This is a genomic window from Yersinia canariae (assembly GCF_009831415.1).
GTDB classification, from domain to species: Bacteria; Pseudomonadota; Gammaproteobacteria; order Enterobacterales; family Enterobacteriaceae; genus Yersinia; species Yersinia canariae.
The window spans coordinates 4,549,611-4,563,843 of sequence record NZ_CP043727.1; the positions used below are offsets into that span (position 1 = coordinate 4,549,611).

The window sequence follows — 14,233 nt, forward strand, 5'->3', positions numbered from 1 at the left end:
CAAAGTGCTTTTTATCACTCTAAAGTTGCTTTTTTATGCAAATAAGTTCGAGTGGCTATTACTTAAAGTCTGAGTAAGGCACTAACGGCTGCGGTGGCATGTCCAGATCACCCTGCCATCCTGCCATTGAATAGCGCAAGTAAATGAGTGCATGGCTTGGGGTGTAATCTTTAGCTTGCTGAATATCAACCCCAGCGCCCAGAGTCCAGTTAGAGCTCAGGCGACGCTCAATCAATGCTCGCAAGGTGTAACCCACACCATTGCTGCTTTCACCATAATCAGGAGCATTACGATCCCTGATTGGCTGAAGACTGTTGTTCAGCAGATTTTGCAGTGGGTAACGCGCCCGATCATTGGTCGCAGAATGTGAAACAGACACCGACCCGCCCAACTCCCACGACCAGTTATCTGTCCGTTGGCGATAGTTTACCGGAATAGCCAGTGACAGATATTTTTGTGGGCTGTAATACCCGCCCTGGCCTAGCGTGTAGCCGCTGAGGTCTTTTTGATAGTGCCACCACATGCCATTCAAACCAACGGTAAAACGACGGTTATCTTCATTGATTAGCTTGTAATAATAGCCCGTCATAAAGCGCAGCCGCTGATTATCGGCCACATTTTGTCCGGTCAGGTAATGATAACTTAAGTCACTCCAGACCCCATTAGCCTCACCCCGGTCATAGCTGGCCCCTAAGCTGACACCATTGGCTCGCACTCCGCCCCAAGTGATGTTGGTATTGGGATCTTTTGCACCAGCAAACGCCAGCAATGAGCTGGATATCGGCCGACGTGAAGCCGTCGCCGTCCAGCCAATATGGTTCCAGCTGTTGCTGTACGCCAAACCACCGACAACATCAACCACCTCAAACCCCATAGGAGTGGTGCCGATATCCGTCGCCCAACTGTCATTCTGCCAGCCCACCGCCACACTGGTACCCGTTGCCCGTTGGTGTAATTTAGTTTGACAAGGGAGTAGCGTTTGGAAACAAGTCCCTGCTTTGTATCGGGTATTCTTGTCAAAGGTTCCCGCATCCATCTGCACCGTATCCGTTCGGAAGAAAGCCCGGCCATCAGCCAACGAGGTATCAACCTGCAACATGGTGTTATGCGCACTGAGATCAGAAATCCCTTCAGTTCCGCTTGATCGCAAATAGTCGTGATCCAGTGTGACGCGGGTATCCTGTTGGCGATAGAGATCAGCCGCATCAGCGCGGATACCGCGTTTAAGCCAATCATCTGTGGCCTGATTACGTGTCAGTAAAGTATAACTGTCATTATCGGCGGGAAGCACTGGCGCAATGCCGCTGGCTACCATCGCATGTTTAAAATCATCCTGAGCATCTGCCGGTTGCCCTTGTAATTGCGCCAGGCGGGCCGAGTCACGAAATACCAGCGCATTATCCTGCGACGGAGCAGCTTTGGCCGCAACCGGTTTTAAACGCTGGAAAATTTCGGCCGCTTTTTGTGGTTCTCCCACGCCACTCCAGGCATTAGCGACTCGCCGTTGAGTATTCAAGGTGTCCCCATCGCCCGTCAGCGGCTCCGTTTGCAAATGCTGACGCGCAGCACTGAGACGGCCTTCGGCAATATAAGCTTCAATTTCGCCCAGACGCGCATCAGGATTTTTCGGCTCACGTGCCAAGATCTGCTGATATCCGGCCAGTGCTTCGCTGTAGTCACCGCGCTCCAAAGCCCAATCTGCCAGTGTCAGGTTAATTTGCGTATTGGCCGGCTGCTGGCGTAGCGCCGTTATTGCCCCCGATTCATCACCACTTGCCCGCAGTTGGCGAGCCAAAGTCAGCACCTGATCCAATTTCAAACGCTGATCTAACTCTCGGATATTATCGTTCCATTGTGCCGTTGGCAGTGTGGATAAATGCGCTAGCGCCTGACTGCTGCGACCCGTGCTGGAAAAGTAAAGTGCATAAGCATAGACCTGTTCGGGATCACCCGGCTTACGGCTCGCCAGTTGGTGGAACAGTGCATCAGCTTGCGCCGATTGGCCCTCTTGTGCCAAGGCTTGCGCCAGCCGGTAGGTTATCCAGACATCATCCGGGGCCATCTTTTGCGCCTGCCGGTACTTCTCCGCCGCCTGATGCCATTGTTGCTGTGCTGCCAAGGTTTCAGCCTGCTGTTTCAGCATATCCAATTGCAGGCTATCTAATGTGTCACGCATTTTGGCCTGTTGGCTGCGCGGCAGGTTATTCAGGTAATTCAGTGCCTTTTGCGGTGATTCGCGTTGGTAAATATTGGTAAGCCCTCGCACTGCGCTGCTGTTAGCTGGATCAAGACGTAACGCCTGCTGATAATGCTGTTCAGCACTTTTATCATCATGGCGAGCAACAGCCACATCACCCAAACCAATCAATGCATAGCTGTCGCTGGGATCAGTTTGCCGCGCCTGCTGGTATTTCTGTTGTGCCAGAGTGGTGTTACCCGCTTTCAGTGCTTTGTCACCTTCATCATTTAACAGCCAGTAACGGTTGGTCTTGATCAAACTGGCCCATTTATCACTCTTCAGGCCATCTTTATCTGATTTTTGCGCTTGTTCAAACAACTGCAATGCCTGTGCCCGTGAGCCGCCGCGAGCATATGCCAACCCCAGCGCGCCCAGAATCTCCGGGTCATTGGGTGAGGCCGCCAATGCTTGCTTCAGGGCCGGTATTGCGGCAGTCCCGCCACCACTGTCTACTTTTGCCAACCCGCTTAACCGCGCCTGATAGGCCGGGTCCGCCAACATAGCTTGCTGATTCGCTAATTCTTTACGCGCAATACTAGCTTGAGGTCCGGTTGAGAAGACATCAAGGAAATGGGTTAATGCGGCGACACTTTCTGGACTGACCGTCATTGTTTTGATGGTGTCCATCCACAAGTCAGCAGCATCTGACGCCCCATTAGGGTCCGAGGCGACTTTTTCCAACATCGCATAACCAAGCGCTGCTTTTTGCTGGCTGAAATATATGCGCGCCAGTGCCATGCGCAGGGCGACATTGCCGGGGTATTGTTGGTCCAGAGAGGCCAGTTTCTGGGTAGCCAAAGCTTCCTGGCCCGGCAACCGTGCCACCAGCCGCCAATATTCTACCGCCAAGTCCAGTGTCGGTGGGTTGCCTTGCAGCAATTGATCATATTTAACTTTGGCTTCAGTCAGCCGCCCGGCCGTTGCCAGTAAACGTGCTTCCTGCAATTGCTGGCGCACTTCAGGTTTAGTCATTGCGAACATCAACTGAGCGCGTCGATACACCTCGGAGTTAGGTGCCAATTTTTGCAAGTTATCGAGCTGTTTCTGTGCTTGCGCCAGATCCCCTTGGCGCAGCGCCTGGCGAATCCCTGCCGCGATGACTTCCGGGTTATTGGGGTCCATCATGTTCAGGCGATACAGTGATTGCTTCACTAATTCGTCTTTATTAGTCGCCTCCCCCAAACGTACCTGTTCAAGTAAAAACTGGGTCGGCGAGACAGCTTCGGCCCCCCGCGCCACACCAACAAAGGCTTGGGGCAACAACACCAAGCTTAGCAGCCAGTTTATTTTAATGTTGCGCATTGACTGTTCCATGAGGGCTGAAGTTCCCCCTTACTGTTGAAACTATAACGTTTCTGTGCCCATCCCTGACCAAACAGTGTCAGCACCGCACTGTAGTAGGCATCAGCTCCCAAAGATGAATCTTGTACCCGTTTTTGCTGCTCGCTAAGCGCCTGCTGGTTCAACGGCGCAGGACTGCTGGCTAAAAATGGTAATAATGCCGCCGAAAAACCAACTGGCCCATGACCCGTGGTTTTACCGGTGAGGGCATCTGCTTTCTCCGGTGGCACGCCCTGCTGCTGAGTAACGTCAGCCATCGGCTGGAAGTGCTGAATAAGAGCCGCTTTTTGCGGGCTGTCATTAGGTAACATGCCGGCCCAGAGATAAATACGAATAGCATCATAGCTGCCGACATTCGGTTGCGTCTCATCCGGCTGCCAGCCTTTATCTTTGTGCCACACGACCCAATCAGGGCTGAAACCGTGAGGTGCTGTTTCCAGCCATAATCGCTGATTGACATCAACCATCTCTTTCCACGGCCCCGCCAAAGCAGCAAAGCGGGCCAGCAATTGCGGGGGTAAGTAGCTTGGGTTGAGTCGCCAGCTATCATTATCACTAAAGCCAATTTTGCCCGGTAATAACATTTCTCCGAGGCCCGGAATATTCACCACTTCTTCTTTGGCAATACGCTGCAACAACAAAGTGCCCATCGTCTGATATTGGCGGCTATCCCATAACCGGCCAGCTTCTAATAAGCTGTAAGCAATCCACAAATCGGCATCAGAGGCCGAGTTTGGGTCGATGATATCCCAGTTATGTTCTCTGTGTTGCCCCCATAGCCATGCAGGCAAGCGGGCCGTTAAATCCCCCGCGGATAAGTTGTTTTCCGTCCAAGCTAATAGCCGATCGAATGTCTCGCGATCATTCGCCACCAAAGCAAAGAATAATCCGTAACTCTGCCCTTCTGACGTGGTTATTCGCCTCGGGTTACTGGGGTCGATAACCCGCCCACCCTCACTAATATAATATTGTTTGAACTGCTGCCATGTGGGCCAATCGCACACGGCTGCTGCACCAAAACTGGTAAGCAGCAGCAGGATGCATGCCAGCCGTTTAAACATCACGACCATCAGAATTAATCTCTCTCATCAGGTGATAACCGGCGGCGGCTAATCAGGCGTAATAAGCGCCAAGCCATCATTGCTGCAATAACCACAACCAATACTGCGACACCGGCTAGCAGAACCGGATGAGTCGATAAGGTGTGCCAGATACGCTCCCACCACGGCAAATGGCCGACATCATAGGTATCGCCAACCCGCAGGCTGTTAACGCCCGACTCACGGATAACGGCAACCGAGCCAAATACCGCCTCGCGTTTACCACTGTCGAGCAAAGCATTATTCAGTAAGTTATAGCCACGCGGACTATCAGCCAATAGCGCCACAATACTGCGCTGCGGGAAGTTAGGTGACTGCACGCCGATAATGGCCGACATAGCGCCTTCAGAACTGACTGTCGCTTTGCTGTCTGCCACCCAATCTGACGCCGGTGCCATCATGCCAGGCAAGCCCGTTTGGCGATTTGGCATTTTGACCCAGCTTTGGGTTTGATCCACCAGCAGATTAATCTTCTGGTCATTACGGAGTTCCGGCGGAATAGTGCCGATAATCAGCACATCGACATCTTTGTCTTTCGCCTGTGACCAGTCATCAGTGATGTTAATGCCCACCGCCGGGTAACCCACTTGTGCCCCGATATTCCCCACGGCATTCAGTAATGTCGTCAGCTGTGACGGCACCGGTTTTGGCGGTACTAAGACCAGTGTTTCGGAGAGGTCCGCCATGCGGCTGAAGGGGAAACCGGCATTGGCAAATGCTCGTAAATCCGGCATTTCCATAAAGTGGCGATAACCGGAGAAATCGATGGTGGAGTTGCCATCAATCACCGCGTGGTTCGGCGCAGTAGAATATGTTTCACACCGCCCTTCCGCGCCGCTTGCCAGCAACGTGCTGTAATCAAAATCAAAGCGTAATTGGTTAGTTGCCCCCAGTTTCAATGCCGGAATGGTCAATTTTTTGGCTGAATCTTGTAAGCCTTGCAGTAATGGCAGGCGCAGGATTTTACTGTCTTCCGGTATATTCGGCGACAGCGGATAGTCCTGCACAAACTGATTATTCAGGCTGATACTTAAACGGGAACCATCCATCAAACGTGTTGAGGTATAGCGATATTTCAAGCGCATATCGATGCCCGCGCTGCGGATCAAGAACAAATCGGGTGGCAAGTTCATCGATAATGAAATGGGTGGCGGCAGCAAACCGGTCGTTTGCAACTGATCTGGATATTGCTGCAATTCAGCAAAAGTCATTGGCCGGTCTGTACGTACCCAGTTTGGCGCGTCATAGGGCAGCCGAGGGGTCAATTGCTCGACTTTATCCACCGTCACATTCTGACCACGGAACAGAATATTACCTTGCGCAATCCCCTGCGCTGCCGTGATCAGGTCATTGTCATCGCGTCCCAAAATCAGCAACAGCTTCACATATGGGTTATCTGGATGACTGATTATTTCCACCGTCGGTGCTTTGACTGGCGGGTAATCTTTCAAGAAATCAGGGCGTTGATTGTTAGTCGCAAAAACCACCGCATGCTGGGCAGGCAACTGATTAAACAAAACTGGGAAGTTCTGCCCACGCCATTGTGCTTTGTCGCCAAACCACGATGCCAAAATAGAGGCCGCGCGCTGCTGGGCCACATCAGGGGCCGTTGCAAAAACCACCGGCAGTGTAAGAGGACGGTTATCCCGGGCATCAAAGAAGGGTTCCGGGAAGTGGGACAAATCATTTTTGACTGACAATGATTGATAGCGCAAATCTAACGAGCTGGATTTACTGATATCCAGCCACAGCGTATTGCTGGCCGGATTCTCACAAATATTTTGATAATGGCCGACAAAAACCAATCGCAAGCGGTTGAAATCGCTGATATAGAGTGGGTCAATCGGCAACTGGATCCGCGTGGGTTTACCCAGCTGCTCTTTGGTAATTGCCGTGACACCCATCAGTTCGTCATTCAGGAAGATTTTTACCTGTGATTCTACCGGGATAAGTGACGGCGACGGCGTAAATTCAAGATTCAACATCGCATTGGTGACGACTTCATCACTGCGCACGCCGAACTCAATCACCCCTTCGGGATTGGTACCACGCAAGGCAAATGTTCCCGGCGGTGGTGCAATTTTGGCGAAGGTGTAAGCCACATCGCGAACCGGCACATTGGGAAGTGCTGCCGGAGCAGCGGGAGCCAAATCCACGGTAGCTTCAGCGGCAGGCATTGAGGCCACCGATTGAGGCGACGGTACTGCCGATGTTTCGGCATGGGTGAATGGCGTCAAACCCAAAGCCAGTGCGGTAAACCAGGTTATTTTTCTCGTCATCATATCATCATCAATGTTGAGCCACTGTCTGGCCCTGGCTACTCGGAGCCTGATTTTTATCCACGCCATGGGGTACAAAGGATGCAATCCAGGCAATCAGGGAAGTAAATCCTATCAATATATTTCGAATTACTGGTGGAGCATAGCTGGCCATACGGACATAGCCTCTAAAGCCCAGCGCCAAAATATCGCGCAGACTTTCAATCGGTTTATCTTCTGGGAAACCATCCTGCCATAGCGCCCATGTGTCAGCGCGGGCAAAAGTACACTGTATAAAATCAATATGTTGGGCCACAGTGAGTTGATGCATCCGCATCCCGACTTTGGTCCCGAAGGCGCGAGTCACTTCGCAAGGGAAGGTATATTCCTGCGCACCGCGTTTAAGCAACAAATGCACCGCTTCGCCATCTTTTAGTAACCCAGCCTCGCGCATCTCAATCCCCACACCACCATCGGAATAGTCGCGCAGGGTGCAAGAGAATAAGTGGCCATCGGCACGGGCCACCGCTGCGGGCATAGCAATCTCAACCCGGTGGGATTGACGGACTTGTTTGGCTTCAACCGCTACCGCCACAGCCCCACCTAAAATCGTCATGTTATAAATAACCCACACCAGACTAATGACCACCGTCATGATTTCAGTCGCCGGGCCATAACCTAGGCGCCATAAACCCGCAATCAAACCGGCCAAATTAAGCAGAACCAGCGCCATATATGGGCGAGTAATCACCCAGTCCACATGCTGCTCTTCAACCAAACCGCCTTTTGCCGTGACATTAAATGTCCCTTTGTGGGGGTTGAGCAATGCCACCGTAGTTGGGCGGGCAATATACCAAGCCAGCACCGTTTCGTAGATTTCACTCCAGAATGAATGGCGGTATTTACCCTGTAGGCGGGAGTTAGTCAGGCTGGCGTGAATCATATGCGGCAAGACATAAAGTGCAATTGCCAGCGCGGGAGCAAAAATGATGTAAGCATGCAGTAATAGGAAAGCCAGCGGTGCCGTCAGGAAGATCAACCGCGGAATACCGGATAAGAAGTGCAACATGGCGTTGGCGTAGCACAAGCGCTGGACAAATTTCAGCCCTTTGCCCAGAAGCGGGTTATCTAACCGGAAGATTTGCACCATGCCCCGCGCCCAGCGGATACGCTGCCCAATGTGGGCCGACAAACTTTCCGTTGCCAACCCGGCGGCCTGTGGAATACGAATATAGGCTGAAGTGTAACCTTTGCGGTGCAAACGCAATGAAGTATGGGCATCTTCAGTGACGGTTTCCACCGCGATCCCCCCGACGGCATCTAACGCGCTGCGGCGCAGAACAGCGCAGGAGCCACAGAAGAAAGTCGCATCCCACATGTCATTACCGTCTTGTACCAGGCCATAAAATAGCGTGCCTTCATTTGGTGTTTGGCGAAAACGGCCCAAATTTCGCTCAAAAGGATCGGGGGAGAAAAAGTGATGCGGTGTCTGAATCATGCCGAGCTTTTTATCCTTAAAGAACCAGCCGACAGTCAGTTGCAGGAAAGAGCGGGTGGGTACGTGGTCACAGTCAAAGATGGCGACAAACTCACCGGTGGCCTGCTTCAGCGCATTATTGATATTACCGGCTTTCGCGTGCTCGTGGGTTGGGCGGGCGATGTAGTACACCCCAACTTCTGCGGCAAACTCCCTAAAAGCAGGCCGGTTGCCGTCATCCAGAATATAAATATTAATTTTGTCTTTTGGCCAGTCAATACCTAGCGCCGCATAAATGGTCGGTTTTACCACGCCGAGATCTTCGTTATAGGTCGGCACCATTAAGTCGATGGTTGGCCAGCTATTAATATCTTCCGGCATAGGCACCGGTTGGCGATTTAGCGGCCAAATAGTCTGGAAATAGCCCAATACCAAGACAACCCAAGCATAGGTTTCAGCTAACAATAATAATAAACCGCACACCAGGCTGACAGGGTCATCCCAGTTAAGAGTTTCAGTATATCGCCACCACAGATAGCGGCAGGAAACGGTTAATGACAACACAATCAACATCAGGGTAGGTAAACGCCCTGAGACGCGTCGCACCACCATGGCAATGGCCCACAGCAGTAAGACGAACACGAATTGTGCCATCATGCCGAATGGCTGTGATATACACAACAAAGCCAAAATGCCGGTGAAAATCCCCAGAATAATAAACAGGATACGGCGAGTACGTCTGGGGAGTTGGCCTAACCAAACCGCCACTGATGTTTCTATTCGCTGGAGTTCAAAACGCTCAGGAACGTTGCCCAACCAACTGATATAACCCTGTCTTTTATTTTTTACCCAGCCCTTACCCACGGCTGCGGGCTGACGTTTTTTATCATGGTCGGATTGCTGGCGAATGAATAACAACCAAAGGCCTTGCAGCAGATAACGTAAACCATCACCCAGACGTGGGCGATTAGGTGAAATCTGCGGGAACCAGTATGTCCGATGTCGTATCACGCTCTGCCAACTTGGGGACTCAAGGCGCAGGAATATCCAGCACAGCGGAAGCGCCAATGTGGTGAGAAAAGCGGTGATAACTGTGCAGCCTTGCTGCATATAAAGATGATAGCGGCGGCGCATTCCCTGATAAACCGGGGTCAGAAATAACATCCGCATTAGGCGATTCATAGGCCGCTTTCCGCCACATTAATCAAGCACCAATTCGCCAGCGTCATCACCTCTTCCGCCGCCAAACTCTGCGCGCTGTATTCGCCCAATGGCTGTTTGGCTGCTAATGCTTCGGCCATTGCTTCATCGCGATGAATAAACGTCGGTAATAAACTATCCAAACTTTGTAACCAAAGCTGATGGAGATCTTGTTGTAAGCGGCTACTGGCAGCAAACTGATTGAGTAGGAAATGACAGCCAGCCGGTAAATTTTGCTGATGCAGACGAATATGGCAACTGGCATCCGCATGGATCAGGATGAGTGTTTGGTCAGCCAATGCCAGGGCTTGGCGCGTCAATGCGTTATCACCCGCAGGGATATCCAGCAGAATCCAACGATAAGCGGCCTTGGCTTGTAATGCAGACAAGTTCTGCTGCCATTGGTGAGGTGTTTTTTGCAAAGAAGCACTGAGTTGCTCATTTTCAGCTTGAGTTAATTGGCCGAATGGTAAGAAATCCAGCTTCTCGGTGTAGCGCATCGCCCCTTGCTGTCAGCCTTCACCGTCAATTTCAGCCTTGGCCCAACCACGGGATTGCTCAAAATGCATGTTAAAATGCAAGCGCAATAAATTGTCCTGTGAGAAATCAATCACCAGCACTGATTCATCCAGTTGCTGTAACGCCCAAGCCAAAGCTGCGGTTACCGAGGTAGTACCAATGCCCCCTCTTACGCCTTGTAACGCCAGTACTGGCATAGACTATTCGCTCCCTGTGGATTGCGCCAATTCTGCCAACAATGGCCAGCGAGCCATCATTTGAGTTAATCGTTCCTGACGGACAATATCGATATAACTTAACGTGGGTAATGAGAAAGCCCGACTTAATGCTAGTAGATCATCCTGAGCTTCAAGTGATGTTTTCTCATGAAAGCGATTTATTATAGTCTTCATTTATCTGCCTTTAGAAAATAGGCTATGGTAATTAAGTATAACAATGACAGGAGTATACTTTCTCCCGATAAGATGAGTCTTAGATTAATATCAAGGCAAGGACATTGGTTAATACTTACTGCAATGTTACAATTGTTCTTTGATTTTATCCAGTGATTGGCCCAATAGCACTTTAACGAAAGCAGATAAAGAATCTATGTCACGATCTTTCTCATTAGGTGTTCGAAAAATCTGGGATGAATTAGCCGTAATGCAGGCTCCTGGGTTCTATTGGGTCAATATTGAACGTCAAATTGATGCCAATTTATTTTGTCAGCAACTTATTCGTAACCAACCCGAAAACACCCGGGCGGCATTGATTTGTTCAGGGCAAAAACCTGAAAATCTCTTGACTAATATGGGGCATTCTGGCCCCAAAAAATTACCGCTATTTGCATTGCCTGCTCAAAAAAACGCCTTAAAATATTTAACCCATGATTTAATGCGGTCATTACGTCCGCAGCAACGGCTTTTCATTATGTTCGCCCCCGCGAATTTATGGCAAACATTTACCAGTGAAGAGATGCAACAGTGGCTCCAGCACATTCAGCAATGGCTGGAGGCCCAGAACTGCACATTACTCGTGATTTGTCACAGTTCCGGCATTAATAAAATAAAGAACCAATTGGTCAGCCAGCACCGTTATTTACAAGGCCTTGCTGACCTACAGTGGCAGCAGGATAATGCGCAATATGTGGTTTCTTGGTGGAGTACTGCGAAAGGGGTCACCGCCAATCAATTGGTCTTACTCGAAGCCGATGAACAGGGCTGGAGCATGGCGGATGAAGTCCAGCAAGCACTGCCACAGTCACGTAATGATGAGCATCTCTATTTAGCACAAACCTCCATTCTGGAAGGCGCTCCGCCTCTTTCCACTCATTGGCAATTGCTGGAATCCAACACTGCTTTGGCTCAACGGGCAATGACGGCCCATACCGCAACATTAATTTTTGCGCTGAATCAAAGTGAACAAATTGACGAGATGGCGCATCAGATCCATAACATACGCCGTCAACGCGGCAATACTCTCAAAATTGTGGTGCGCGAAATGCATGCCAGCCTGCGCTACAGCGATGAGCGCTTGTTGTTGGCCTGCGGTGCCAATCTGATTGTGCCTCATGTCGCGCCGTTATCGCGTTTTCTGACTATGCTGGAAGGGATTCAGGGACAACGTTTCTCGCGTCATGTTCCCGAAGATATCAATGCGTTACTGGAAGCCCTGCGCCCACTTCAGCTCAAAGGCTATCTGCCCCCCACTGAGTTCTGCCAATCTGTTTTGCAATTGATGGGCAACACTTTGCTACCGGAAAATGGTAAAGGTGTATTGGTTGCGCTGCGAGCTGTGCCGGGGTTACAGGCGCGTCAGGCGCTGACACTGTGTCACTTGCGCCGCTATGGTGACGTGGTGACCGTCTCTGATAATCGGCTGCTACTGTTCCTTTCAACTTGTAGAATCAATGATTTAGACACGGCATTAAGTCATGTTTTCCGCTTGCCCGTCACTGAAGTCTTCAGCAACCGGCTGGTGTGGTATCAGGATCAGGAAATTATCTCAGAGATGAACCGCATGAGTAATACTCCCGAAGCAGGGCAAACGGCTGGTGATAAAAAAACTTATAAACAAGCGGCCGACGTACCAGAGCAAGCGGTCGTCGCTCGGCGCGTTCCTGCACCAATAGCACTGAATACCGGCCACCGTCAGGAGAATACCCAATGAATCTCAATGATATTTGGCAAGTCTTGTTGCTGGGTGCCATTATTTTTTTCCCGCTGGGCTATATGGCTCGCCGCAGGTTTCCACGATGGTGGGAGAAAAAACAACATTTGTTCTTATCCGCGCGCTATTTAAAATCAGAAGGAATCTGGTTGCGTGATGGCTCCTCTTCACAGATTAAGAAATAACCATGAACGCAAAAAATAAACAGCAAGACTCGCAGAGCCCGTGGCGCTATTGGCGCGGTCTGGGCGCATGGAATTACTATTTTCTGCTAAAATTTGCCCTCCTGTGGTTTGGTTACCTGAATTTCCATCCACTGGCTAACTTGGTGTTTCTTGCCTTCCTGCTGTTTCCAATCCCAGCGTATCGCGTCCACCGCTGGCGTCACTGGATAGCCATCCCCATTGGTATAGGCTTGCTCTATCACGATACTTGGCTGCCGGGCGTTAACAGCATCATGAGCCAAGGCTCACAAATAACGGGCTTTAGCGTAAACTATCTCCTTGAATTATCTAGTCGTTTTATTAACTGGACCATGATAGGAACTGCCTTTGTTATTCTGGTGGGCTATCTGTTTATTTCGCAATGGATTCGCGTCACTGTTTTTATCGTCGCAGCCATGATTTGGGTGAATATCGTGGGGATTGCCGGGCCTGCATTTTCTCTGGCCCCCACCGCAGAGACAGTAGCCGCAGCAGCACCCGCCAGCACTGAACAGCCGGCGGCGGGGAGCAACCCGCTAGAAGCCAGTGGCCCGCCGACTGATGCTAACCTGACAGCCCATCTGAATGCCTTTTATGAGCAAGAGAAAACGCGCCGTACGACATTCCCGGCATCTCTGCCAGGCGACGCGCAACCATTTGATTTATTAGTTATTAATATCTGTTCACTGTCATGGTCAGACATTGAAGCAATTCAACTGGATAAGCACCCGCTCTGGAGTAAGTTTGATATTTTGTTCAAGAACTTTAACTCCGCCACCGCCTACAGTGGCCCCGCGTCTATCCGCCTGCTACGTGCCAGCTGTGGCCAATCATCACATAAAGATCTGTATCAACCACAAGATCAACAATGCTATCTGTTTGATAATTTAGCCAAACTCGGGTTTACCTCTCAGTTGATGATGGACCACTCTGGTGTCTTTGGTAATTATCTGCAAAATATTCAAGATGACGGCAATATGCATGCGCCGATGATGTCGCAAAAAGGCATTAGTAATCAATTAGCTTCCTTTGATGGTGAGCCAATTTATAACGATCTGGAATTGCTTAACCACTGGTTGGAACAGCAGAAGAAAGGGGGCGATGCCCGCAGCGCAACATTCATGAATATCATACCGTTACATGACGGTAACCGTTTTGTTGGCACCAACAAAACCGCTGATTATCGTGCTCGCGCCCAAACCCTGTTTGACCAGCTGAATACCTTCCTTGAAGAGTTGGAAAAATCAGGTCGGAAAGTCATGGTGGTCGTGGTGCCAGAGCATGGTGCCGCCTTGGTTGGCGATAAAATGCAGATGTCCGGTCTGCGCGATATCCCAAGCCCAAGCATCACGCATATTCCAGTAGGGATTAAGTTGATTGGCATGAAAGCACCACAACCCGCCAGCCCGGTGGTGGTTAGCGCCCCCAGCAGCTACCTGGCTATTTCTGAATTAGTATCACGCATGGTTGATGGTAAAGTATTTACTACCCCAAGTGTTGATTGGCAGACTCTGACACAAGGTTTACCGGAAACTGCCGCTATTTCAGAAAATGATAATGCTATTGTTATGCAATATCAGGGCAAGTCGTATATTCGACTCAATGGCGGTGATTGGCTGCCTTATCCACAATAATAAGTGCAGTATTATTGGTTTTCGCTGCTGATCAAAAAAGAGTGTATTTAATACACTCTTTTTTTATTTATTTAAAAAATAAGCTGTATGAGTAACATTACCCAGATACAAATA

General features: G+C 50.3%; 8 protein-coding genes and 1 pseudogene. 3 read left to right on the forward strand and 6 right to left on the reverse strand.

Going from position 1 to position 14,233, the window contains the following annotated elements:
* Positions 1-58: 58 nt before the first annotated feature.
* The 6 genes and pseudogenes from bcsC to bcsR all read right to left on the reverse strand — a co-directional run bounded on the left by bcsC (position 59) and on the right by bcsR (position 10,526).
* Entirely contained in the window at positions 59-3,541 is a 3,483-nt protein-coding gene (gene bcsC / locus F0T03_RS20820) for a cellulose synthase complex outer membrane protein BcsC (protein WP_159680472.1), read from the reverse strand.
* Positions 3,523-4,650 (reverse strand): cellulose synthase complex periplasmic endoglucanase BcsZ, encoded by a 1,128-nt coding sequence (gene bcsZ, locus F0T03_RS20825; protein ID WP_159680474.1) that lies wholly within the window; start codon positions 4,648-4,650, stop codon positions 3,523-3,525. The genes bcsC and bcsZ overlap by 19 nt, the downstream gene beginning before the upstream one ends.
* Positions 4,651-4,655: 5 nt before the next feature.
* Complete coding sequence (gene bcsB, locus F0T03_RS20830; RefSeq protein WP_162527067.1) at positions 4,656-6,959, reverse strand: cellulose biosynthesis cyclic di-GMP-binding regulatory protein BcsB; 2,304 nt, start codon at positions 6,957-6,959, stop codon at positions 4,656-4,658.
* A 10-nt stretch (positions 6,960-6,969) separates the two neighbouring features.
* Positions 6,970-9,597, reverse strand: a complete 2,628-nt coding sequence (gene bcsA, locus F0T03_RS20835) for a UDP-forming cellulose synthase catalytic subunit (protein WP_159680478.1) — start codon at positions 9,595-9,597, stop codon at positions 6,970-6,972.
* Positions 9,594-10,331: pseudogene (gene bcsQ / locus F0T03_RS20840) on the reverse strand (cellulose biosynthesis protein BcsQ). The gene bcsA and the pseudogene bcsQ overlap by 4 nt, the downstream one beginning before the upstream one ends.
* A 3-nt stretch (positions 10,332-10,334) precedes the next feature.
* Positions 10,335-10,526: a cellulose biosynthesis protein BcsR gene (gene bcsR, locus F0T03_RS20845; protein ID WP_145554178.1), complete on the reverse strand. Its 192-nt coding sequence runs from the start codon at positions 10,524-10,526 to the stop codon at positions 10,335-10,337.
* A 196-nt stretch (positions 10,527-10,722) separates the two neighbouring features.
* Here bcsR and bcsE point away from each other — a divergent pair, with 196 nt between their 5' ends.
* From bcsE to bcsG, 3 genes are read left to right on the forward strand one after another with little or no spacing between them, the layout of a single operon-like run.
* Complete coding sequence (bcsE, locus tag F0T03_RS20850; protein WP_159680480.1) at positions 10,723-12,282, forward strand: cellulose biosynthesis protein BcsE; 1,560 nt, start codon at positions 10,723-10,725, stop codon at positions 12,280-12,282.
* Positions 12,279-12,467 (forward strand): cellulose biosynthesis protein BcsF, encoded by a 189-nt coding sequence (bcsF, locus tag F0T03_RS20855; RefSeq protein ID WP_145554174.1) that lies wholly within the window; start codon positions 12,279-12,281, stop codon positions 12,465-12,467. Before bcsE ends, bcsF begins: the two co-directional genes overlap by 4 nt.
* Before the next feature lie 2 nt (positions 12,468-12,469).
* On the forward strand, positions 12,470-14,119 hold the full coding sequence (gene bcsG / locus F0T03_RS20860) for a cellulose biosynthesis protein BcsG (RefSeq protein ID WP_159680483.1): 1,650 nt from the start codon (positions 12,470-12,472) through the stop codon (positions 14,117-14,119).
* Positions 14,120-14,233: the final 114 nt, after the last annotated feature.